This is a genomic window from Streptomyces sp. NBC_00390, from assembly GCF_036057275.1.
Lineage (GTDB): Bacteria > Actinomycetota > Actinomycetes > Streptomycetales > Streptomycetaceae > Streptomyces.
The window spans coordinates 4,044,780-4,065,890 of sequence record NZ_CP107945.1 but is presented as its reverse complement, the minus strand read 5'-3'; the positions used below and the strand labels follow the sequence as shown (position 1 = coordinate 4,065,890).

20 protein-coding genes and 1 pseudogene are annotated in these 21,111 nt (G+C 71.8%); 10 read left to right on the top strand and 11 right to left on the bottom strand.

Going from position 1 to position 21,111, the window contains the following annotated elements:
- Positions 1–47: 47 nt before the first annotated feature.
- Positions 48–992, bottom strand: coding sequence for an NADP-dependent oxidoreductase (locus tag OHS70_RS17660; protein WP_328398612.1), 945 nt, complete (start codon positions 990–992; stop codon positions 48–50).
- Positions 993–1,088: 96 nt separating this feature from the next.
- Positions 1,089–2,129, bottom strand: coding sequence for an endonuclease/exonuclease/phosphatase family protein (locus tag OHS70_RS17655; protein ID WP_443062613.1), 1,041 nt, complete (start codon positions 2,127–2,129; stop codon positions 1,089–1,091).
- A gap of 200 nt (positions 2,130–2,329) precedes the next feature.
- Between OHS70_RS17655 and OHS70_RS17650 the strand changes: the two genes are divergently transcribed.
- The 4 genes from OHS70_RS17650 (at position 2,330) to OHS70_RS17635 (ending at position 5,396) form a co-directional block, all read left to right on the top strand.
- Positions 2,330–2,713, top strand: coding sequence for a hypothetical protein (locus OHS70_RS17650; RefSeq protein WP_328398610.1), 384 nt, complete (start codon positions 2,330–2,332; stop codon positions 2,711–2,713).
- A 151-nt stretch (positions 2,714–2,864) separates the two neighbouring features.
- Positions 2,865–3,425, top strand: coding sequence for an NADPH-dependent FMN reductase (locus OHS70_RS17645; RefSeq protein WP_328398608.1), 561 nt, complete (start codon positions 2,865–2,867; stop codon positions 3,423–3,425).
- 145 nt (positions 3,426–3,570) lie between these two features.
- Positions 3,571–4,542: an ATP-binding cassette domain-containing protein gene (locus tag OHS70_RS17640; RefSeq protein ID WP_328398606.1), complete on the top strand. Its 972-nt coding sequence runs from the start codon at positions 3,571–3,573 to the stop codon at positions 4,540–4,542.
- A complete protein-coding gene (locus OHS70_RS17635; protein ID WP_328398604.1) occupies positions 4,539–5,396 on the top strand; it encodes an ABC transporter permease in 858 nt (285 codons plus the stop codon). The genes OHS70_RS17640 and OHS70_RS17635 overlap by 4 nt, the downstream gene beginning before the upstream one ends.
- Here the strand turns inward: OHS70_RS17635 and OHS70_RS17630 are convergent.
- The 4 genes from OHS70_RS17630 to OHS70_RS17615 form a co-directional block, all read right to left on the bottom strand.
- A complete protein-coding gene (locus OHS70_RS17630) occupies positions 5,381–8,560 on the bottom strand; it encodes an ATP-binding protein (protein WP_328398602.1) in 3,180 nt (1,059 codons plus the stop codon). The genes OHS70_RS17635 and OHS70_RS17630 overlap by 16 nt on opposite strands.
- Positions 8,561–8,640: 80 nt before the next feature.
- The gene (locus OHS70_RS17625) at positions 8,641–9,084 is read right to left on the bottom strand and encodes a universal stress protein (protein ID WP_328398600.1); all 444 of its coding nucleotides are present in this window, start codon (positions 9,082–9,084) and stop codon (positions 8,641–8,643) included.
- 62 nt (positions 9,085–9,146) lie between these two features.
- Positions 9,147–9,758: an FMN reductase gene (locus OHS70_RS17620; RefSeq protein WP_328398598.1), complete on the bottom strand. Its 612-nt coding sequence runs from the start codon at positions 9,756–9,758 to the stop codon at positions 9,147–9,149.
- 3 nt (positions 9,759–9,761) lie between these two features.
- Positions 9,762–10,856, bottom strand: a complete 1,095-nt coding sequence (locus OHS70_RS17615; RefSeq protein ID WP_328398596.1) for an LLM class flavin-dependent oxidoreductase — start codon at positions 10,854–10,856, stop codon at positions 9,762–9,764.
- A gap of 196 nt (positions 10,857–11,052) precedes the next feature.
- On the opposite strand from OHS70_RS17615, the gene OHS70_RS17610 reads away from it, so the two are divergent.
- Genes OHS70_RS17610 through OHS70_RS17600 form a run of 3 tightly spaced genes read left to right on the top strand, consistent with a single transcriptional unit; the run spans position 11,053 to position 13,911 of the window.
- On the top strand, positions 11,053–13,086 hold the full coding sequence (locus OHS70_RS17610; protein WP_328398594.1) for an NADPH-dependent 2,4-dienoyl-CoA reductase: 2,034 nt from the start codon (positions 11,053–11,055) through the stop codon (positions 13,084–13,086).
- Between the two features lie 42 nt (positions 13,087–13,128).
- Positions 13,129–13,704, top strand: coding sequence for a PadR family transcriptional regulator (locus tag OHS70_RS17605; protein ID WP_328398592.1), 576 nt, complete (start codon positions 13,129–13,131; stop codon positions 13,702–13,704).
- A gap of 12 nt (positions 13,705–13,716) precedes the next feature.
- Positions 13,717–13,911: a hypothetical protein gene (locus OHS70_RS17600; protein WP_328398590.1), complete on the top strand. Its 195-nt coding sequence runs from the start codon at positions 13,717–13,719 to the stop codon at positions 13,909–13,911.
- 16 nt (positions 13,912–13,927) lie between these two features.
- On the opposite strand, the gene OHS70_RS17595 is transcribed toward OHS70_RS17600, so the two are convergent.
- The 4 genes and pseudogenes from OHS70_RS17595 to OHS70_RS17580 form a co-directional block, all read right to left on the bottom strand.
- Positions 13,928–15,025, bottom strand: a complete 1,098-nt coding sequence (locus OHS70_RS17595; protein ID WP_328405694.1) for a magnesium and cobalt transport protein CorA — start codon at positions 15,023–15,025, stop codon at positions 13,928–13,930.
- Positions 15,026–15,119: 94 nt separating this feature from the next.
- Positions 15,120–15,587, bottom strand: coding sequence for an NPCBM/NEW2 domain-containing protein (locus tag OHS70_RS17590; RefSeq protein ID WP_328405692.1), 468 nt, complete (start codon positions 15,585–15,587; stop codon positions 15,120–15,122).
- Between the two features lie 9 nt (positions 15,588–15,596).
- A pseudogene (locus tag OHS70_RS17585) lies at positions 15,597–15,704 on the bottom strand (NPCBM/NEW2 domain-containing protein); the annotation flags it as partial.
- 450 nt (positions 15,705–16,154) lie between these two features.
- Positions 16,155–16,679, bottom strand: a complete 525-nt coding sequence (locus tag OHS70_RS17580) for a hypothetical protein (protein ID WP_328398588.1) — start codon at positions 16,677–16,679, stop codon at positions 16,155–16,157.
- Between the two features lie 198 nt (positions 16,680–16,877).
- Here OHS70_RS17580 and OHS70_RS17575 point away from each other — a divergent pair, with 198 nt between their 5' ends.
- Together OHS70_RS17575 and OHS70_RS17570 are read left to right on the top strand one after the other, a co-directional pair.
- Entirely contained in the window at positions 16,878–18,206 is a 1,329-nt protein-coding gene (locus OHS70_RS17575; protein WP_328398586.1) for a phytase, read from the top strand.
- Between the two features lie 103 nt (positions 18,207–18,309).
- Positions 18,310–18,933 (top strand): hypothetical protein, encoded by a 624-nt coding sequence (locus tag OHS70_RS17570; protein WP_328398584.1) that lies wholly within the window; start codon positions 18,310–18,312, stop codon positions 18,931–18,933.
- A gap of 37 nt (positions 18,934–18,970) precedes the next feature.
- Here the strand turns inward: OHS70_RS17570 and OHS70_RS17565 are convergent, their stop codons facing one another.
- Positions 18,971–19,711: a PP2C family protein-serine/threonine phosphatase gene (locus OHS70_RS17565; protein ID WP_328398582.1), complete on the bottom strand. Its 741-nt coding sequence runs from the start codon at positions 19,709–19,711 to the stop codon at positions 18,971–18,973.
- Between the two features lie 570 nt (positions 19,712–20,281).
- Here OHS70_RS17565 and OHS70_RS17560 point away from each other — a divergent pair.
- Positions 20,282–21,109 carry a CAP domain-containing protein gene (locus tag OHS70_RS17560; protein ID WP_328398580.1) on the top strand — a complete coding sequence of 276 codons (828 nt, stop codon included), beginning with the start codon at positions 20,282–20,284 and terminating at the stop codon, positions 21,107–21,109.
- Positions 21,110–21,111 lie beyond the last annotated feature (2 nt).

Genomic DNA, 21,111 nt, shown 5'->3' with positions numbered 1-21,111 from the left:
CAACCCGGCCGACGGCATCGGAACCGCGCCCGGAGGCCCGGAGGGGTTCAGAGAGCGAAGACGGTCTTGCCGCGCGCTCCGCCGGCCCGGTTCCGGGCGAGGGCCTCCGGGGCCTTCTCCAGCGGCAGTTCGGCGTCGACCGGTGTCTGCAGCTCGCCGTCGGCCGCCGCGGCGGCGAGCGCCTCCAGCAGCGTGGCAGAGGCGTGCAACTGGAAGCCGGCCGCTTCGACATCGCCCTCGAGCGCCACCGAACCGGCCGCGAACCGGGTCCCGACGGCCAGTCCCCCGGGCCGCGCGAGCTTCGCGTGCGCGGCGAAGGAGGCGGGATCGGCCGAGGCCATGTCGGCCACAGCGTCCACCCCGCCGGGACACGCCCGGAGTACCGCCGCGGTCAGGTCCTCGGAGGTGGGGTCGACGGTGACGGCCGCCCCGAGCCTGCGCATCCGCAGCTCCTCGTCGCCCCGCACCACCGCCACCACCCGGACCCCGCGGGCCGCGGCGAGCTGGGTGAGGCAGCAGCCGACGCCGCCCGCGGCACCGACGACCAGCAGGCTCTGCCCGCTGCTCACGCCCGCGACGGCGAGCAGCTGGGCCGCGGTCATCCCGGCGGTGGGCAGCATCGCCGCCGTACGCATATCGACCCCTTCGGGTACGTACGTGATGGGCCCGTCCTGCGGCACCGCGACGTACTCGGCGTAGGTGCCCGCGCCGACCGGCGGGCGCGCGGCCTGACCGAAGACCGCGTCGCCGACCCGGAAGCGGTTGTCGCCGGGGCCGACGACATCCACCCTTCCCGCATAGTCGACGCCCATGACCAGCGGGAACACATGCGGGGCGCGGCCGTCGAGAGCTCCGTCGGCCAACTGCCAGTCGACGGGGTTGAGCGCCGCGTACTCGACCTTCACCACGACCTCGCCCTCGCCGGGCTCGGGCTTGGGGACCTGGATCAGTTCGGGCTCGGCCCGGAACTCCTTGACCGCGACAGCGCGCATCGGGAAACGCCTCCTCACTGACCGCCGGCCACACACGACCCGGGGCCCGGGCAATGAGGTCCCGCGCCCCGTCCCCACTGTGACCCGGCCGGGCCCTCAGCGCACGTCGTGCAGTGCGAGCCGGACCAGGACCGAGCGGTGGTCGGTGTCCGGCAGATCCAGGAAGCGCGCGTCGCGCACCGAGAAGTCCTCGCTGACGAGCACATGGTCGATCTGCGTGCCGAGTGGCCGGCGCACCGACGCCGGCCAGGTGGGGGTGTGGGCCGCGCCCGCGAGGGTCGCGCTGTCGCGCAGAGCGCCCGCGTCCAGTAGGCGGCGGAAGGCGGCATGGTCCTGGGTGGCGTTGAAGTCACCGGCGAGAACGGTCGGGGTGCCCTCGGCCGCTGCGGCGAAGCTCCGCAGTCGGCCCAGCTCGCGGTGCCACAGTGACATGCCTCCGGGAACGGGGGGCAACGGGTGGGCCAGCTGGACATTGACGTCCCGGCCGGCGATGACGGCCACCGAGCCGGGCATCGCGAGCGTGGACGGGACGCCGCGCGCGGGGCGCAGCGGATGTTTGCTGAGGATCGCCGAGCCTGTTGCGCCGCCGCCCTCGACGACATTGCGGTAGGGGTAGTCGGTGCGGGAGATCTCCGCCTCGAGCGCCTCGGAGCACCGGTACTCGCATTCCTGCACGAACACGAGGTCGGGCTGCTCCCGGCGGATCGCCGCCACGAGCGCCTCCGTCGCCCCGCCGAACTCGACGTTCGACGTCAGCACTTCGAGCTGCGCGACGACCGGACCGGGCGGGTCGTCCGTCAGCCCGGTGTCGTACGGCCGGACGAACCAGCCGGTGAGGGCGAGTACCGCGGCCGCCCAGCCCATGAGGATGCGCCGGCGGGCGAGCAGGCCGAACAGCAGGGCGGCTCCGGCGGGCACCAGCATCCAGGGCAGGAAGGCGAGCAGCTGCGGTACGGGAGTGACGGCGTCGGTGTCCGCGAGGCGGCAGGCGATCACCACGGTCGGGACGAGCAGCAGCAGGGCGGCGAACCGGACGGTCGTGCGGCCCCCGGTGGAGGGCGGAGGGGGGCCGTCGCCGTACGGGGCGGGAGGCGGGCCCGCGTCCGCCGGCGCGCCGTTCGTTGCTGCCGTGTCCACACACGCCTCCGAGCCGCAGGACGTTTCTGGCGACGGATGTCTCTTGCGACGTCCGTCTGTCGTGAGGACGCCGGTTCCGGGCACTTCGTTGCGGCGATCCGCGGCTGCCGGGGGACGGCGGCTCCCTGACTTGCCCGCGGCCGTCCGCGGGTGTGCTCTGAAGGAGGACGGACGAGGACGAGCGGAAGGAGCTCTCCGACATGGCCACACACGCAGCGGTGCCCGCACGGCACCACGTTCACGCGAGCTGGGCGGTGCCCGCCACTCTGGGCGTGAGCTTCGGTATCTACGCCATGGTTCTCAAGCGCTTCGAGGAAGGCGGGTTCTTCAACGGCGCCCAGCTCCTCCTCGGAGTGGTCTGCGCGGTGGTCATGGGCGGGCTGACCTACGGTCTCGGCCGGATCCAGGGCGGACTGCGGCGAGAGGTGAGGGCCGTGGCCTACGGGGCGCTGACCGCGGTGGCGGTCGGCTTTCTGACCAGCCTGTCCGACGGCAGCGTGCTCAGGTCGGCGTGCATCGGCGTGGCGGTCGGGGTGGGAGCCGGCCTCGTGACCTTCTACGCCCTCTACGTGCACCAGACATGAACGTGCACCGGACATGAAGAAGTGACGGGCAGACGTCTGTCTCGGGCAGACGTCTCCCTCCGACGCGGCCGCCGGATCGGATCTGGCGGCCGCGCGCTGCGGTCTCGCGCCTGCTGGGTGAGGGCCGAAGACCGGTGGAGGGAGGCGCCCCGTGCAGGACCAGGACCAGGAGTTGCCGCCGCTGCGTGTCGCAGTGATCATCGGGAGCACGCGAGAGGGGCGGGCCGGAGAGCAGATCGGACACTGGTTCCTGGAGCGCGCCGAGCGCCGCGCCGACCTGGAGACCGCGGTGCTCGATCTCGTCGACTTCCACTTCCCGGCCCGCTACCCGCACCGCCCGACGGAGCAGATGCGGGACTTCAGCGCGCAGGTGGCCCACGCCGACGCGTTCGTCGTCGTGACGCCGGAGTACAACCGCTCGTTCCCCGCCTCTCTCAAACAGGCCATCGACTGTGCGTACGACGAGTGGCACACCAAGCCCGTCGCCTTCGTCAGCTACGGCCATGGGTCGGGCGGTCTGTACGCGGTCGAGCAGCTGCGCTCGGTGTTCACCGAGCTCCACACCGTGACCCTGCGCAACGGGGTCAGCGTGGATCTGCTCGAGGGCAGGCTCGAGGACCGGGACGGCGCGGCGGCGCTGATGCTCGACCAACTGCACTGGTGGGGGCTGGCCCTGCGCGAGGCCCGTGCCGCCCGGCCCTATGTCAGCTGAAGCTCAGCTCGCCGAGGCATGCCCGTGTCGCCGATTACTTCCGCCGGCCGCACCGGTCAACTCCGTAGCACCGAGCGAAGACCGCAGAACCACCGAAGACCTGAAGACCTGAAGACCGCCCGAAGACCTTCCGAAGGAACTGACGATGAGTACAGATCTGGCAATCGAGACCACCGGCCTGGTGAAGGTCTTCGGTGACAACCGGGCTGTCGACGGCGTCGATCTGCGCGTACCCGCCGGCACGGTCTACGGCCTGCTCGGTCCGAACGGCGCGGGCAAGACGACCACCGTGCGGATGCTGGCGACGCTGCTGCGCCCGGACGGCGGCGAGGCCCTGGTCTTCGGCAAGGACGTGCAGAAGGATGCCGACGCGGTCCGCAGCCGGGTCAGCCTCACCGGCCAGTACGCCTCGGTCGACGAGGACCTCACCGGCACGGAGAACCTCGTGCTGCTGGGGCGGTTGCTCGGGCACGCCAAGGCGGCGGCGCGGGAGCGTGCCGCGCAGCTGCTGGAAGCGTTCGGGCTGCGGGAGGCGGCCGACAAGCAGGTGAAGAACTACTCGGGCGGTATGCGGCGCCGTATCGACATCGCCGCCTCCATCCTGAACACCCCGGATCTGCTGTTTCTGGACGAGCCCACCACCGGGCTCGATCCCCGCAGCCGCAACCAGGTCTGGGACATCGTGCGGGCGGTCGTCGCCCAGGGGACGACCGTGCTGCTGACGACGCAGTATCTGGACGAGGCCGACCAACTGGCCTCCCGAATCGCCGTGATCGACCACGGCAGGGTGATCGCCGAGGGCACCAAGGGCGAGCTGAAGGCGTCGGTCGGGTCCGGCGCCGTGCATCTGCGGCTGCGGGACGCCGCACAGCGGCCGGCCGCCGAGCAGGTGCTGGCGGCGGCACTCGGCGCGGAAGTGCTGCTGGACGCCGACCCGGTCGCGCTGACCGCCCGGGTGAACGGGCACGGCACCGACCGGGGCGCGGCGGAGCAGGCCGCGCACGCACTGGCCGAACTGGCCCGCACCGGAATCACCGTGGACAACTTCGCGCTGGGCCAGCCCAGCCTGGACGAGGTCTTCCTCGCCCTGACCGACAAGAAGGGGGAGGCGGCATGAGCACCGCGACCACCACCAAGGACCTGAGCGAACTCGAACTCGAGGCCCCGAGGGCCGAGGAGCTGGCCGCACTGCTGGTCGGCGGGGAGCGACCACCGAGGCCGAGCGCGCTGTCGGCGTCGCTGACGTTCGGATGGCGGGCCATGCTCAAGATCAAGCATGTGCCGGAGCAGCTCTTCGACGTGACCGCGTTCCCGATCATGATGGTGCTGATGTACACGTACCTCTTCGGAGGGGCGCTGGCCGGCTCGGTCGACGCGTACATCCAGTTCCTGCTGCCGGGCATCCTGGTGATGAGCGTCGTGATGATCACGATGTACACGGGCGTCGCGGTCAACACCGACATCACGAAGGGCGTGTTCGACCGCTTCCGCACGCTGCCGATCTGGCGGCCCGCGCCGATGGTCGGCTATCTCCTCGGCGACGTCGTGCGCTACTTCATCGCCTCCGTCGTGATGCTGACGGTCGGTGTGGTCATCGGCTACCGCCCGGACGGCGGCCTGGTGGGCATCGCGCTCGGGGTGGTGCTGCTGATGCTCTTCTCGTTCTCCTTCTCCTGGATCTGGACGATGTTCGGCCTGCTGCTGCGCACCGAGAAGTCGGTGATGGGCGTCAGCATGATGGTGATCTTCCCGCTGACCTTCCTGAGCAATGTCTTCGTCGACCCGAAGACGATGCCGGGCTGGCTGCAGGCCTTCGTCAACAACAGCCCGGTGACCCATCTGTCCACGGCGGTCCGCGACTTGATGGCGGGCGACTGGCCGGCGGCGGACATCGCCTGGACGCTGGGCTGGTCGGCGGTGCTGGTGGTGGTCTTCGGCTCGGTGACGATGCGGCTCTACAACCGCAAGTGAGAGCAAGGACGGCCGGCTTTTCGCGACGGCCAGGACGGCCGGCTCTTCGTGACGGGCGCCCCGAGGGACCGGGGCGCCCGTTCGCCGACTACCTCCCGCAGATGCGCGGCCAGTTCGGGGTGGAGGGCGTCCAGTTTGCGCAGGGTGTCGCGGATGCGGGCGGTGACCGTCTTACGGGCCCGCTCCGCCTCGTCGCCCAGGCGTCGCGTGCGGCCGCCGAGTCCCGCGGCCGTACGCAACTCCTCCAGCAGTGCGCTCCGTTCGCGGTCGTACGCGGCGGCCCGGTCGTCGTCGCCCCGGGCGCCCGCCCGGTCTATCTCGTCGTCCAGCTGCGCCAGCCGCCGGCGGTAGCGGCTCTTGGCCTCCTCGTCGAGGACGGGGTCGCCGCCGAACCGGCGCGCGGCGACCGCGGCCTCACCGCCCTCGGGGTCGAGCAGCACGACGGCGGGCAGATCGTCGCCGGGGTGGGCGAGCAGCGTGTGCAGATCCCGCAGCCCCTTGGCGTCCGGCATGTGCACGGCCCGGCCGCCGAAGGCGAGAGCCCACACGGCGCCGTTGCGCCGGAACTCCGCCCGGGTGGGGCTCTCCTTGGCTGCGGCGGGTGCGGGCTCGCCGGCTCCGGCGTCCGGCAGCAGATGCGTCAGGCCGAGCTCCTGCGCCTCCTTCGCCGTCCGCGCCACCAGCTCCGCGTCCGCGTCCGGCCCCAGTACCCCGATCAGCGCGGCCCTGGCGCGGACCGACCAGGGCCGCGCCCGCAGCCGGTCGGCCGATTGGTACGCCGCCGTCAGCGCCGCGACCGCGTCCCCGGTACGTCCCTGGGCCGCGTCCAGCAGACCCAGCCACAGGTCGACGGGACCACTGATGTCGCACCCGAACAGCGAGACGACCCACTGCCCCGCGTACGGCGAGAGCTCCGCGCGGGCCGCATCGATGCGGCCCTCGTCGCGCAGTGCCGCCGCGGCCTGCGCCCGCAGTCGCATCCACAGCGGGACGAAGTACTTGGGGAACGGCTCGGCCGCGGCCTCGAGGTCCTCGACCAGCCGCAGTGCCCGTGCCGCGTCGCCCTGCTCGGCCGCCGTGATCCCTTCCAGCAGCCGCGGATAGGGATGGCCCATCTCCTCGAGCCCGTCGACCACCGCGGCCGCCTCGCCGATCCGGCCCCTGAGCAGCTTCAGTGCCCAGTCCATGTGCGCGATCATGAAGGTGAACGCGGGATGCGCGTGGCTGTACTCCTGGACGTCGGCCAGGAGCCGGCCGGCCTCCTCGAAGCGGCCGCCCAGCGCCGCGATCAGGGACTGGTCGACGCTCCTGCCCAGTTCGAACCGGCGCAGGGCCGACCGCTCGGCCAGCGCCACGAAGGTGCGCAGCTGGTTCAGATAGAGCGGGTCGCCGAGCTCCAGCAGGGACACCCAGCGCATCGCTGTGGCGAGCAGCTCCATGTCCCGGTTGCCCGTGCGGCGGGCCACCTCGGCCATCTCGTCGGTGAGCGCGAGCCGCTCCGCCGAGGTGCCGAGGCCCCAGATGGAGTCGTGCCGCGCCCACAGCGCGAAGGACAGCGCCTCGTCGTCCTCCGCGTCGCGCGCCAGCGCCGTGCAGCGCACCGCCAGATCCTGGGCGATCCGGTCGGCCGACACCCCTTCCAGATCGGCCGGGCCGCCGCCGATGAGCGCCAGATACGCCGTGTGCAGCAGCTCCCGGGGCCGGTGCCGCCGGTCCTGTACGTCCTGGTGCTGGTGCAGGGTGATCGCCACACGGGCCAGCAGCTCGGGAGCGCCCAGCTCCTCGGCCAGGTCCGCCGCCTGTTCGAAGGCGCGGCGGCTCTCGCCGTCCTCGCCGCCGTGACGCAGTTCGCCGCCCAGGTCGAGGGCGACAAGCGCGGCACGGCGCGCATCGGGTGCCGCGACCTCCAGGGCGCGCCGGTAGTGGCCGACCGCCTCCTCGGTGGCCAGCCTGCCCGAGGCGTCGCGGGCCGCGGCGAGCAGCAGATCCACTCGGCGGTCGCGAGCCAGCTCCTCGCCCGCCAGGTGCGCGTGCCGGGCGAGATCGGCGGGAAGGACCTTCTCCCGCACGGCGGGCGAGCTGTCCAGGGCCTGTACGACGCCCGCGTGCCGGCTGCGTGCCTCCTGCTCCTCCAGCACTTCGTAGAGCGTTTCCCGTACGAGATCGTGGGCGAAGGCGAACCGGCCCCCGGAGCGCCCGGCCACCAGGCGGGCCGCGACCGCCCGTTCCAGCAGCCGGTCCGCATGGGGCACGGGCGCGCCGGCCACCGTCGCGAGCACCTGCCGGTGGAACTCCCGGCCCAGCACGGCGGCTGTCACCAGCAGCTCGTTCACCGCCTCGGGCAGCATCGCGAGCCGCCGCCGCACCGCCTCGCGCACGCCCGGCGCGACCGTGGTGACAGGACTGCCGCTGCGCCAGATCCGGGCGGTCTGCTCGACGAAGAAGGGATTGCCGCCGGTGCGGCGGTGCACCTCGTCGACGAGGTCCGGCTCCGGTGCGGCCCCGGCCGTCAGCTCGATCAGGGCCCCGACCTCGTCGCGCTCGAGCCCCGTCAGCGTCACGGTCGTCGTGGCCCGTGCGGCGAGCGGCAGGATCAGCCCCTGCAGCGGGTGGTCGGCCGACTCCACCTCCGCGTCCCGGTAGGTACCGATGAGCAGCAGCCGCTCGAACCAGGCGTGCTGCGCGGCGAATTCGAGGAGCCGGAGCGAGGCCGGGTCCGCCCAGTGCAGGTCGTCCAGCACCACCACCAGCGGCCGCTGCTGCGAGACGGTGACCAGCGCGGTCGTCACCGCGTCGTACACCGGGAAGGCCTCGCCGCCGCTCTCCACCTCGCCGGGGGCCTCCCCGAGCAGCACCGCGAGCCGCCCGGCCGCCGCCCGCTCGGCCTCGGCCCATGCCTCGGCGCCCGCCCCGCGCCGCAGTCCGCGCACCACCTGCACCCACGGCCAGTACCCGGGCGCGCTCTCGGAGTCCCAGCAGGTCCCGCCGAGCACCAGCGCACCCCGCTGCCGTGCGTCGTCGGCCGCGTCGGTGACGAGGGTCGTCTTGCCGATGCCGGCTTCGCCGGTGACCAGCACCAGGCCCCCGTGGCTGTCCGTCGCCCGGCCGATCTCCGCCCGGAGGACGCCTGCGGGGTGATCACGCCCGATGAGTGCACGGCTCATGCCGAAACCATAGGAGGCGCCACTGACATCGGTCATCGGCATTACCCGGGAGCCCCGGGCCCCCGGGCCGCCCCGGCGGGTCAGTCCGCGGCCCTGCCCCGCACCACGACGACCGGGCACGGCGCGTGCTGGGTGACGTGGAGCCCGACGGACCCGAGCAGCGTCGCCTTGAAGCCGCTGTAGCCGCGGTCGCCCACGACCAGCAGCGACGCCCCTTCCGCCCGGTCCATCAGGGCCTGCGCCGCATTGCCGATCATGACCGTCTGGGTGACGGCGGCGGCCGCCTCGGCGCCGAGCTCCTGGGTCAGGGTGTCGTCGAGGATCTTGGCGGACAGGGCTTCGGGGTCGAAGTCGGCCGGGATGGAGGGGACCATCGAGGCCCAGCCCGCCGCCGGGTACTCCCAGCTGATGACGGCTTCGACGGAGTCGCCGGTCAGTCCGGCCTGCCGTACGGCCCAGTGCAGCGCCCGCACGGACGGCGGCGATCCGTCCACGCCGACGACGATCCTGCCTGCGGCTGCCATACCTGCCACCTCCGTAGCCCCACGCGACCCGTGACCCCCTGTTGTTGCAAGCCTACGTAAAACTACGCAAACAAGGCAGCGGTGTCCGTGCCGCGCGCCCGGTCGGCCGGGCGCGCCGCCATCAGCAGGGCCAGTTCGCGCCCCGCCCGCGTGATCCGGTCGGGAAGCGTCTCGGTCAGCGCGTCGCCCGTGCCGCCCCAGTCCTCCGATGCCGCGTACACGGCCGTCGGGGCGATCTGTGCCCGCAGATACGCGAAGAGGGGACGCAGCGCGTGGTCCAGGACCAGCGAATGCCGGGCGGTCCCGCCGGTCGCGGCGATGAGCACGGGCTTCCCGCTGAGCGCGCCGGGCTCGATCAGGTCGAAGAAGGACTTGAACAGCCCGCTGTAGGAGGCGGTGAAGACGGGTGTGACCGCGATGAGCCCATCGGCGCCGGTCACCGCCTCGATCGCCTCGGCCAGGGCGGGCGCGGGGAAGCCGGTGACGAAGTTGTTGGCGATCATCACGGCCAGATCGCGCAGTTCGACGACGCGTACCTGGACCGCCAGGTCGGTGCCGGCCAGCTCGCGCCGTACGGACTCGGTGATCCGGTCGCCCAGCAGCCGGGTCGACGAGGGCACGCCCAGCCCGGCGGAGACCACGACCAGGTTCAGCGGTTCGGTGGTGTGCTGCATCCGTTACGACTCCTTCGTCTCTTCGGCCCTCGCGGCCAGTACGGCGGGGTGCAGCGGCGCGGTCTGCGGAACCCCGGCCGGCCGCAGGTTCGCGAACTCCTTGCGCAGGACGGGCACGACCTCTTCGCCCAGCAGGTCGAGCTGTTCCAGCACCGTCTTGAGCGGCAGCCCCGCGTGGTCCATCAGGAACAACTGGCGCTGGTAGTCACCGAAGGTCTCGCGGAAGGTCAGCGTCTTGTCGATGACCTGCTGCGGGGAGCCGACGGTCAGCGGCGTCTGCTCGGTGAAGTCCTCCAGGGACGGCCCGTGTCCGTAGACCGGGGCGTTGTCGAAGTAGGGGCGGAACTCCCGTACCGCGTCCTGCGAGTTCCGGCGCATGAAGACCTGACCGCCGAGGCCGACGATCGCCTGCTCCGGCGTGCCGTGCCCGTGGTGGGCGTAGCGCTCGCGGTAGAGCCTGATCAGCTTCTGGAAGTGCTCCTTGGGCCAGAAGATGTTGTTCGCGAAGAAGCCGTCGCCGTAGTACGCGGCCTGCTCGGCGATCTCCGGGGAGCGGATCGAGCCGTGCCAGACGAACGGGGGGACGCCGTCCAGCGGGCGCGGCGTGGAGGTGAAGCCCTGCAGCGGCGTGCGGAACCGGCCTTCCCAGTCGACCACGTCCTGCCTCCACAGCCTGTGGAGCAGCGCGTAGTTCTCGATGGCGAGCGGGATGCCCTGGCGGATGTCCTGGCCGAACCACGGATAGACCGGTCCGGTGTTGCCCCGGCCCATCATCAGATCGACCCGGCCGTCGGCCAGGTGCTGGAGGTACGCGTAGTCCTCGGCGATCTTCACCGGGTCGTTGGTGGTGATCAGCGTGGTGGAGGTGGACAGGACGATGCGGTCCGTCCGGGCCGCGATGTGCCCGAGAAGGGTGGTCGGCGACGAGGGTACGAACGGCGGGTTGTGGTGCTCGCCCGTCGCGAAGACGTCCAGGCCGACCTCCTCCGCCTTGCGTGCGATGGCGACCGTCGCCTTGATCCGCTCGTGCTCGCTCGGCGTACGGCCGGTGGTCGGGTCGGTGGTGACGTCGCCGACCGTGAAGATGCCGAACTGCATGGAGCTCACCTCTCGGGTTAGTGGTTGAAGATTGAACTATATCCCCCAACCGTGACCCCGGGACCGTTATTCCGCCGGCCCGACGGGCGGGCGGAGTGTGCTGTACGCCGCACCGAAATGCTTTTGCACTTTGTTGCACAATCGCGAGGGCGCCGCTAGAACTGAAAGGGACGACACCTGCGTGAGGAGACGCCCGATGAGCGACCTTGGTACGCCGTACCCGCATCTGCTGAGCCCGCTCGACCTCGGGTTCACGACCCTGCCCAACCGGGTCCTGATGGGGTCCATGCACATCGGCCTGGAAGAGGCCGAGCGCGGCTTCGAGCGCATGGCGGCGTTCTACGCCGAGCGCGCCCGCGGCGGCGTGGCCCTCATCGTCACCGGCGGCATCTCCCCGAACGACCGCGGCCGGCCCTACGAGGGCGGGGCCAAGCTCACCACCGAGGAAGAGGCCGCGCAGCACCGGGTCGTCACCGACGCCGTGCACGCCGAGGGCGGCCGGATCGCCATGCAGATCCTGCACTTCGGGCGGTACGCGTACCACGCCGACCTGGTCGCCCCGAGCGCGATCCAGGCCCCCATCAGCCCGTTCGTTCCGCACGCCCTGACCGACGACGAGATCGAGGAGACCATCGGCGACTTCGTCCGCGCGGCGCGCCTCGCCAAGTCCGCGGGCTACGACGGTGTCGAGGTGATGGGCTCGGAGGGCTACTTCATCAACGAGTTCATCGCGAGCGCCACCAACCACCGCACCGACCGCTGGGGCGGCTCGTACGAGAACCGCATCCGGCTTCCGCTGGAGATCATCCGCCGTATCCGGGCCGAGGTCGGCGAGGAGTTCATCCTCATCTACCGCCTCTCCATGCTGGACCTGGTACCCGGTGGCTCCTCGCTCGACGAGGTGATCATCCTCGCCAAGGAGATCGAGGCGGCCGGAGCGACGATCATCAACACCGGCATCGGCTGGCACGAGGCCCGTATCCCCACCATCGCCACCTCCGTGCCGCGCGGCGCCTTCAGCTGGGTGACCAAGAAGCTGATGGGCGCGGTGTCCGTCCCGCTGATCACCAGCAACCGCATCAACACCCCCGAGGTCGCCGAGCAGCTGCTCGCAGACGGACGCGCCGACATGGTGTCGCTGGCCCGGCCCTTCCTCGCCGACCCTCAGTTCGTCGCCAAGGCCGGGGCCGGCCGCGCCGACACCATCAACACCTGCATCGGCTGCAACCAGGCCTGCCTCGACCACACCTTCAGCGGCAAGCTGACCTCCTGCCTGGTCAACCCGCGTGCCTGCCACGAGACCGAACTCGTCCTCTCCCCGACCAGGCTCCGCAAGCGCATCGCCGTCGTCGGCGCCGGACCGGCCGGGCTCGCCTGCGCCGTCTCCGCGGCCGAGCGCGGCCACGACGTGACCCTGTTCGACGCCGCGGACGAGATCGGCGGACAGCTCAACATCGCCAAGCGGATCCCGGGCAAGGAGGAGTTCAACGAGACGCTGCGCTACTTCCGCACCCAGCTCGACCTGCACGGCGTCCAGCTGCGGCTCGGCACCCGGATCGAGGCCGGCGACCTGTCCGCGGCGGACTACGACGAGGTGGTCGTCGCCACCGGCGTCAGCCCCCGGACCCCCGAGATCGAGGGCGTCGACCACAGCAGCGTGCTCAGCTACCTCGATGTGCTGCGCGACGGGGCACCGGTCGGCGAGCGCGTCGCCGTCATCGGCGCGGGCGGCATCGGCTTCGACGTGGCCGAGTTCCTCACCGACGCGGGCGAGGGCGCGAGCCTGGACCCCGAGACGTACTTCCGCCAGTGGGGCGTCGACACCGAGTACGCCGCCCCCGGCGGACTGACCCGGCCGGAGCGCTCCGCCCCGCCGCGGTCCGTGCACCTGCTGCAGCGCAAGACCAGCAAGGTCGGCGCGGGCCTCGGCAAGACCACGGGCTGGATCCACCGCACCGAGCTCAAGCACCGCGGCGTCACCATGACCGCGGGAGCGACGTACGAGCGGATCGACGACGAGGGCCTGCACGTGACCGTCGACGGCACCACCTCCGTGCTCCCCGTCGACACGGTGGTCCTGTGCACCGGCCAGGAGCCGCAGCGCTCGCTGTACGAGGAGCTGTCCGCGGCCGGCCGCTCGGTGCACCTGATCGGCGGCGCCGACGTGGCTGCCGAGCTGGACGCCAAGCGGGCCATCGACCAGGGCACGCGGCTGGCCGCGGCACTGTGACCCCGCGTCCGGGCATGAGCCCTCGTCCATAGGATGCGGGCCATGTCCCTCCCGCACGCGATCCTCACGGCCCTGCTCGAAAAGCCCTCGTCGGGCCTGGAGCTGACCCGCCGTTTCGACAGGTCGATCGGCTACTTCTGGTCGGCCACCCATCAGCAGATCTACCGGGAGCTGGGCAAACTCGAGCAGGCAGGGCACATCCGTGCCCTGCCCTCCGCTCAGCCGACCCGCGGGCAGAAGAAGGAGTACGAGGTGCTGCCCGCGGGCCGCGCGGAGCTGGCCGCGTGGGTGGGGCGGCCGGAGGACCCGAAGCCGGGCCGCGATCCGCTGCTGCTGCGTCTGCGCGCGGCGGCGGTGGCGGGCGGCGTGGGTCTGGAGGAGGAACTCGTACGCCATCTGGAGCTGCACAGCGCCCAGTTGGCCGAGTACGAGGCGATCGAGAAGCGCGACTTCCCGCCCGAGCGCCGGGTGACCAGACAGGACCGGCTGCGGCATGTGGTGCTGCGGGGCGGGATCGAACTGGAGACGTTCTGGACGAAGTGGCTGACGGACACGCTGAAGGAGCTGTCCGTGTCCCCGGACAGGCCCCACCGGGATGCGGCACCTGACGCCCCGTGAGACGGTCACGACGTGAACGACATCGCGACGGACACCCTGATCGCGGCCTGCTGCGCCGCAGCGCTCACCCTGCTGGTCCGGTCCGCCCTCGGCTTCGTCAGGGCGGGCGGCACCGACCCGTCCATCGAGGCCCGCTCCGTGGAACTCGGCCTCTACGGCGGCATGGTCGCCCTGCTGACCCTCGGCCTGTTCATCGGCCTGACCTGACCGGGCAGAAGGGAGTTCAGAGCCAGCCGTTGCGGCGGAAGCTGCGGTGGATGAGCAGACAGGCGGTCGCCATCACACCGAGGACGAGGGGATAGCCGTACGTCCAGCGCAGCTCGGGCATGTGCTCGAAGTTCATGCCGTAGACCCCGCACACCATCGTCGGTACGGCGACGATGGCCGCCCACGCGGTGATCTTGCGCATGTCCTCGTTCTGGGTGACGGTCACCTGGGCGAGATGGGCCTGCAGGATCGAGTCCAGCAGCCCGTCGAACGCGGCGATCTGCTCGTTGATCCGGGCCAGATGGTCGACGACGTCGCGGAAGTACGGCTGTATGTCCGGGCCGACCGGCGGCAGGGGGGTGGTCGCCAGCGTCCGCAGGGGCCGCTCCAGGGGGGCCACGGCCCGCTTGAGCTCCAGCAGTTCGCGCTTGAGCTGGTAGATCCGCCCGGCGTCGCCCCGGCCGGCCTGTTCGCTGAAGACGGCGGTCTCCACCGCGTCGATGTCGTGCTGCACCGCGTCCGTGACCGCCAGGTGCTCGTCGACGACATGGTCGGCTATCGCATGCAGGACGGCGGCCGGTCCCTTGGCCAGCTGCTCGGGCGCGGACTCCAGCGCCTCGCGCAGCGGGCCGAGCGAACCGTGCCTGCCGTGCCGGACGGTGATCACGAAGTCGGATCCGGTGAAGACCATCAGCTCGCCGGTGTCCACCACCTCGCTGGCGGCGGTGAATTCCTCGTGCTCGACATAGCGGCAGGTCTTGAACACGGCGAACAGGGTGCCCGCGCCGCGCGTGTCGTCGTAGCGCTGCACCTTGGGGCGCTGATGCGGCTGCACGGCGTCCTCGACGGCGAGCGGATGCAGCTCGAACAGCTCGGCGATACCGGCGAATTCGGCCTCGGTGGGCTCGTGCAGCCCGATCCACACGAAGCCGCGGCCCGCCTTGCGCACAAGACGCAGCGCCTCGTCCACGGCGTACGGGCCGGGACGGCGCACCCCGTCCTCGTACATCACGCAGTTCACCACCGCGCTGCCCAGCGGCGACCTGGCCGGGTGGCTCAGGTCCACGGTGCGGCGGTAGGCACGGCGGACCACGCGGCGCAGGCTGCGGATCATCGGCACGGCGGGCTCCTTTCAACAGCGACGGGCGCACAGTGTGCCACCCGCCGCTGCCGGGGAGTGTCGCGGTGCCGTGCAGGTCACACACGGGTCAGGTGCAGACGAGCTCAGGCGCCGCCCAGTCGGCGTGATCGTGGTCGATGCCGTCACCGGCGTCGGTGACGACCAGCCGGAGTTCGAGGCCGCCGGTCAGGTCGGCGGTCAGGGGTTCGGCTCCCTCCGCGCCGGTGATCCGGCCGCTGTCGGCGACCAGGGTGCCGTCGCGGTAGACGCGGAAGACGACGGAGCCGCCTGTGCCGTCGGCCTCGTCGTCCACACCGACGTTCACGGTGAGGCGGGAGCAGGCGGCGCCGAGGTAGTAGCTGATGTCGCTCGCGGCGTGGGTGCCGAGGCCTTTGGCGTAGGTGGTGCCGCCGATGGTGAGCGTGCGGCCGTCTCCGGCGGCCTGCTCGCCGTTGCTGCGGTCGCGCTCGACCGGTCCCCAGCCGCCCGCGGCCCAGGCCCAGGTGAGGTCGCTGAGCGCGTGCGTACCGGCCGGGGGGCCGTTGCCGCAGGCCAGCCTGGCGTCGGCCCAGTCGGCGTGGTCGTGGTCGATGCCGTCACCGGCGTCGGTGACGACGAGCCGCAGCTTCTGGCCGCCGGTCAGGTCGGCGGACAGGCGGACCGGCGGATCGCTCGCTGTGCGCCTCGGGCCTGCCGCCTGTGCGGGTCACTCCGTGCACAGGAGGCGTCACCCGAACGGCCGTTACCGGATGCCCCGGGCGGCGGCGCGGCGGACGCTGGGACGGCATGGCGACCGGATCGAGGCCTCGAAGAGCGACGACACGGTGCGGCAGGTGACGCATGGAGATGCTCGGCGAACGACGCGCGGGGCGCACGGCCGCCGCCCTGATGCCCGAAGTGCGGGCCGGCCTGGCCCGCGGGTGCGCGACGGCGCACGGTGCCCGGGCCCGCTGTCCCGTCCCCGCCGCCGGTCCCACCGCGCCGGTCCCGCCGCCCTGATCCCAGCCGGACCGTTTCCCACCGGACACCGCGCTCCGGCCGAGACATCGAGTCCGGCCGGAGCGCGGTCATGCCACGGGTGTCGCACCGCTTCTTCGGTGCTGCCTAGCGCCGTGCCGGGGGCTCAGTACCGCAGGGCCCTGCCGACCTTCGCCGTGATCGCCCCCGACATCTTGCGTGTGCTGCGCGCGGTGCCCTGCCCCGTCTTGCCCGCGGCCACGTCGTTGAGCGTGACCACGACCGTGTCCAGGAGCTTGCCGTTGCTGTCCTGGAAGTCGACCTGGACGGTGAAGGACCGGGCAGAGGTGTCGGTGTTCCGGGCCGAGACCTGGACGGTGGCGTGTCCCTCACTGCCCGTCGAGGGCTTGCCGAGCGTCACTTCGTCCTTGGCGTCGATACCGTCCTTGATCGCGTCGAGCTGCTTGCGGGCCTCGGCGGTGGCGGAGGCGAGCACCTCCGGTGCTTGAGAGGCGGCCGACGCGATCGCCGAACCCGCGGACTCCGCCGCGGACGCGGCCGATTCCAGTGCCGAGGCCGCCTTCGACGCGGTGCCGGACGGGCTGCCGTCGTCCGTGCAGCCCGCAGTGCCTGTGGCGACGAGCGCCGCCAGTACGGCTCCTGGTACGCCGCGTATCCACCCGCTTGCCATTACGCCTCCCGTAGTCGACTTCCGCCTCAGTCAACGTGCGGCGCGGTCCGCGTGCCCGTCCGGCTACGGCATCCGGGTGGCCGGCCCCGCCGGCGGTCGTCGGCGAGTTCATGACGTGCACATGTCGGCATTGCCCGGTGGACGCCCGGCCGTCATCCCGGGGTCCGAGGCTACGCGCGACAATTGTCATGTCCCGACATGAGGAGCTTCCTCGTGACTGCTCGCACAGCCGCACTGGCCACGGCACTGACGGCGATGGTCGCCATCGCCCCGGCATCGGCCTCCGCCTCCACCTCCGCGCCCGTCTCCGCTTCCGGGGCGCGCGAGCTGCCCGCGGTCACCGCCCGGGCGGAGACGCCCCCGCTCCACGACGACGAGGCGGGTGGCAACGCCGACGCCGACGACCCGGCGATCTGGCGCAACGCGGCGGACCCCGGCCGCTCGCTGGTGATCGCCACGGCGAAGGAAGGCGGGCTGCGCGTCTACGATCTCGACGCCCGCCCGGTCCAGTCGATCCCGGCACCGCCGCCCGCGGCGCCGGACGACGCCCCCGGCCGGTTCAACAACGTCGACCTGGTCAACGGCCTGCGCCTGCCGTCCGGACGGGCCGATCTCGCCGTGACCAGCGACCGCGGCCACGACCGGCTTCGCGTGTACCGCATCGAGCGCTCCCGGTCCGGTGGCCCGCTCACCGACATCACCGACCCCGCGGCTCCGGCGGTGTTCTCCGCGAACCAGGACGAGATCAACGACCAGCGCACCGCGTACGGCCTGGCCACCTGGACCGACCGGGCGACGGGCCGCTCGTACGCCCTGGTCAGCCGTCGCGAGCGGACGAGCGTCGCGCTGCTGGAACTGAGCGCCACCACCGGCGGCAAGGTCACCTACCGGAAGATCCGCACCCTGGACCTGCCGGACTCCTTCCGGCTCCCGAACGGCACCTCCTGGACCCCGTGTGCCGAGCCCGGTGCGCTTCCCCAGGTCGAGGGCATGGTGGTGGACCCCGCGAGCGGCATGCTCTACGCGGGCCAGGAGGATGTCGGCATCTGGCGGATGCGTGCCGACCTGACCGGCGCCCCGAAGCTCGTCGACACGGTGCGCGAGTACGGCATTCCCGCCACGTACGACGAGCCGAGCGACGAGTGCGTCCCCGGCGCCGACCCCGGCTTCGGCGGCACCCGCCTCGCCTCGGACGTCGAAGGTCTGACGCTGCTCACCGAGCCGGACGGCGACGGGTACGTCCTCGCCTCCAGCCAGGGCGACAACACCTTCGCCGCGTTCGACCGCGAGCTCGCGGACCACAACGAGTACGAGGCCGGCTTCCGCGTCACCGCGTCCTCCGTGTCCCTGGACGGCTCCGAGGAGTGCGACGGCGCGGCGGTGCTCAACGCCCCGCTGGGCCGGAAGTATCCGAACGGTCTCCTGGTCGTCCAGGACGGCCACGACACCCCTGCGGACACCGGCCGTGACGCCACCGGCTTCAAGTTCGTGGACCTCGGACACGTCATGAGCGCGATCGACGACTGAGGCCCACCCGTCGCCCCCTGGCCCCTGCTGCGTCGCCGCCCCGCGTTGTCGGACCCACCCCGTAACGTCGTGAATCCGAGTCGCTACGGGGGAAGGGCCGGCGATGGGGTTCAGTTCGGCGTGGGCGATCACGGCGCACACGGACGAGGTCATGGCGGAGCTGCTGCCGCGGGTCCGGCCGCTGATCACGCGGCAGCAGCTGCAGGAGGACACCCGGCGCGAATGGCGGGCCTGGTGCGCGGATCCGCTCCCGGACCACCGGCAGTGGGACCCGCTGTGGCGTGACCCCGAGAGGGGCAGAGCCCTCATGGGGTTCCTGCGGCTGACGTCCGCGGCGCCCCTGGACGAGCTGCACAGCGGTGACTGCACCTTCGATCTGTACGACGTGTGGGAGCAGGCGGCGGACGAGGTCCGTCCGTGGTTCGGCATCCACTGCAAGGAGTACGCCGTGAGCGCGCTGTTCCATGCGATCGGCCTGCGCCGCGCCGCCCTGCTGCCCGGCTGGTGCGGCGACTTCGCACTCGACGCGCAGGATGTGCGAGGGAGCCTGCCGGCCGTCGAGCGGGCGCTCACCTTCACGCCGCGGGAGCGGGCCGCGGCCGAGGTGCGGATATGGCTCGACGAGGGTCCGGAGGACGAGTCGGTCCTGGACGGTCCGCTGCGCTGCTGGCAGCAGGCGGCGGAGGCGGGGCTCGGGCTGCTCGGCGCCAGTGTTCACCTCTGCTGAGTCGGGGCCGGTCCGCTGGGTCCGGGCCGGTCCTCCCTCACTCGCCGATGCGCACCACCGCGAGCGTGATGTTGTCCGGGCCCCCGGCCTCGATCGCGGCCCTCCACAGCTCGAAGGCGGCCTTGCCGTCGTCGTGCACCCGCAGCAGGCCTTCCAGTTCCTCGTCCGGCACCGGGTCGGTCAGTCCGTCGGTGCAGACCAGATAGCGGTCACCCACGGACAGCGGGACGGTCGACACGTGCGGTGTGACGGCGGCGAACGCATGGGTGCCGCCGAGCGTCTGGGTGACGGCCGATGTGGTGCGGTGACCTGGTTCCGGCGGGGGACTGTCGTCCACGCTCACCTGCCGGAGCCCGTCGCGAGCCGCCTCGTACACCTTGCTGTCGCCGATGTTGAAGACCATCACCGACTCCGGCAGCAGGACGGTCCCGGCGACGGTGGTCCCCATGGTGACCAGCTGTGGATCGTCACCGGCGGCCGCGTACACCGAGTGGTTGCACAGCTTCAGCACGTCATGGACGGCTTGCTCGCCTTCCAGGGACGGGCCGAGGGCGGAGAGCTGGCGCACCACCAGCGAGCTGGCCACCTCGCCGGCCGGCTGCCCGCCGAGCCCGTCGGCGACGGCAACGACGAGCGGTGAGCCCAGGGGGAACAGCAGCGTCTGCGGACTCTCGGTCACGGTGCCGCACAGCGTCCACGGTCCGACGACAAGACTGTCCTCGTTGTGCTCGCGCACCAGGCCGATATGGCTCAGGGCGGTCACGGCTGCGTACGGCATGCGTTCGTCCCGCCTCTCCACGGCGACAGGCGTGCCCCACACCCCATTGTTACGCCCCGCGAGCGCCACCGCCGTGCGATCGCCGGAAGGAAGCGAGGGGTTCCACCCGGCGGGGGCCTTCGGTGCCGCCGCGCGTCCCGCAACCCGCGGGCGGCGGAGCCGTCGCAGCGGCAGGCAGGGACGGCCTCCTCGTCGAGCTGCGCACCGGAAACCTCAAGTCGTTGCCTCCGTCGTAGATATGACACTCCGTCAGCTGTCGGACCGGCGCCGGAGTCTGCCGGGGCGCCATCGAACTCGACTTCCATCAGGGCCCGTTTCGCGGCGTTTCATAACGTTCCGTACCGGATTCCGTGAAGTGAACTTTCTCTCGCGGCAGGAGCGTGATCCACAGCCGCGCGGGCTGTCTGCCCTGCGCTTGAAGGGTTTCTTATGGCTTCTTGAAGAAACGGCCGGGAATGCCTGCACCGCCCCGTCCCGGCATAGGCTTCCGTTACCCCCACGTGATCCCGGTGGGCGCTTCGCGCGCCCCCCGGGATCGCCCGCTTCTGTCTCTCCCGAGGTGCCGTACGCATGAGTTCCCACCGAGCCGCCCGCAGAACGTCCCGCTCGCACGCCCGCCGCAAGGGCGGGCTGCGGCTGCGCAACGTCGTACTGGGAGCCGGAGCGCTCTCGGTGGTCGCGGGTCTCGGGTTCACCCTCGCCGTCGACGGCGATGACGCGGACGGCCGTGGGGACCGGGTGGAGACGAATGCCGCCGACGTCCCGGCGGTCGAGCTCCCCGACGCGGGGGCGAGCAGCGATTCCCCCTCACCCTCCGCCTCGGCGAGCCCCAGCGCGAGTGCCAAGCCGAGCAAGTCCGCCTCCAGGCCCGCCAAGCCGACGCGGACGGCGAGTGCGACCCCCTCCCAGAAGGTGCAGCAGAAGGCCGGTACCGGCACGAGGCCGGCGTCCGGCGGCGGTTCCGACAAGCCGGCTTCCGGCGGGGGCTCGGGCAGCGGATCCGGGGGCGCCTCGGACAGCGAGACCGCCGAGGTGATCACGCTGGTCAACAAGGAGCGCGCGGCGGCCGGATGCTCGCCGCTGACCGCGAACGCGAGGCTCACCCGGGCCGCCGAGGACTACAGCGATGTCATGGCCCGCAGCGGCGTGATGTCCCACACCGGTCCGGACGGTTCCACCATGACCACCCGGGTGGAGGCGGCCGGCTACGCCTGGTCCACGCTCGGCGAGAACATCGCCCGGGGCCAGTCCGACGCGGCTGCCGTGATGGACGCGTGGATGAACAGCCCCGGCCACCGGGCGAACATACTCAACTGCTCCTTCAAGGAGATAGGCGTCGGCCTGCACTCCGGGGACGGCGGCCCGTGGTGGACCCAGAACTTCGGGGCCTCCCGCTGAGA

Excerpts from the sequence above, each read along its gene's own strand:
- OHS70_RS17660 (WP_328398612.1), bottom strand. The coding sequence starts at position 992 with ATGCGCGCTGTCGCGGTCAAGGAGTTCCGGGCCGAGCCCGAACTGATC.
- OHS70_RS17650 (WP_328398610.1), top strand. The coding sequence starts at position 2,330 with ATGGCCACACACGCAGCGGTGCCCGCACGGCACCACGTTCACGCGAGC.
- OHS70_RS17640 (WP_328398606.1), top strand. The coding sequence starts at position 3,571 with ATGAGTACAGATCTGGCAATCGAGACCACCGGCCTGGTGAAGGTCTTC.
- OHS70_RS17635 (WP_328398604.1), top strand. The coding sequence starts at position 4,539 with ATGAGCACCGCGACCACCACCAAGGACCTGAGCGAACTCGAACTCGAG.
- OHS70_RS17630 (WP_328398602.1), bottom strand. The coding sequence starts at position 8,560 with ATGAGCCGTGCACTCATCGGGCGTGATCACCCCGCAGGCGTCCTCCGG.
- OHS70_RS17625 (WP_328398600.1), bottom strand. The coding sequence starts at position 9,084 with ATGGCAGCCGCAGGCAGGATCGTCGTCGGCGTGGACGGATCGCCGCCG.
- OHS70_RS17620 (WP_328398598.1), bottom strand. The coding sequence starts at position 9,758 with ATGCAGCACACCACCGAACCGCTGAACCTGGTCGTGGTCTCCGCCGGG.
- OHS70_RS17615 (WP_328398596.1), bottom strand. The coding sequence starts at position 10,856 with ATGCAGTTCGGCATCTTCACGGTCGGCGACGTCACCACCGACCCGACC.
- OHS70_RS17610 (WP_328398594.1), top strand. The coding sequence starts at position 11,053 with ATGAGCGACCTTGGTACGCCGTACCCGCATCTGCTGAGCCCGCTCGAC.
- OHS70_RS17605 (WP_328398592.1), top strand. The coding sequence starts at position 13,129 with ATGTCCCTCCCGCACGCGATCCTCACGGCCCTGCTCGAAAAGCCCTCG.
- OHS70_RS17595 (WP_328405694.1), bottom strand. The coding sequence starts at position 15,025 with ATGATCCGCAGCCTGCGCCGCGTGGTCCGCCGTGCCTACCGCCGCACC.
- OHS70_RS17580 (WP_328398588.1), bottom strand. The coding sequence starts at position 16,679 with ATGGCAAGCGGGTGGATACGCGGCGTACCAGGAGCCGTACTGGCGGCG.
- OHS70_RS17575 (WP_328398586.1), top strand. The coding sequence starts at position 16,878 with ATGAGGAGCTTCCTCGTGACTGCTCGCACAGCCGCACTGGCCACGGCA.
- OHS70_RS17570 (WP_328398584.1), top strand. The coding sequence starts at position 18,310 with ATGGGGTTCAGTTCGGCGTGGGCGATCACGGCGCACACGGACGAGGTC.
- OHS70_RS17565 (WP_328398582.1), bottom strand. The coding sequence starts at position 19,711 with ATGCCGTACGCAGCCGTGACCGCCCTGAGCCATATCGGCCTGGTGCGC.
- OHS70_RS17560 (WP_328398580.1), top strand. The coding sequence starts at position 20,282 with ATGAGTTCCCACCGAGCCGCCCGCAGAACGTCCCGCTCGCACGCCCGC.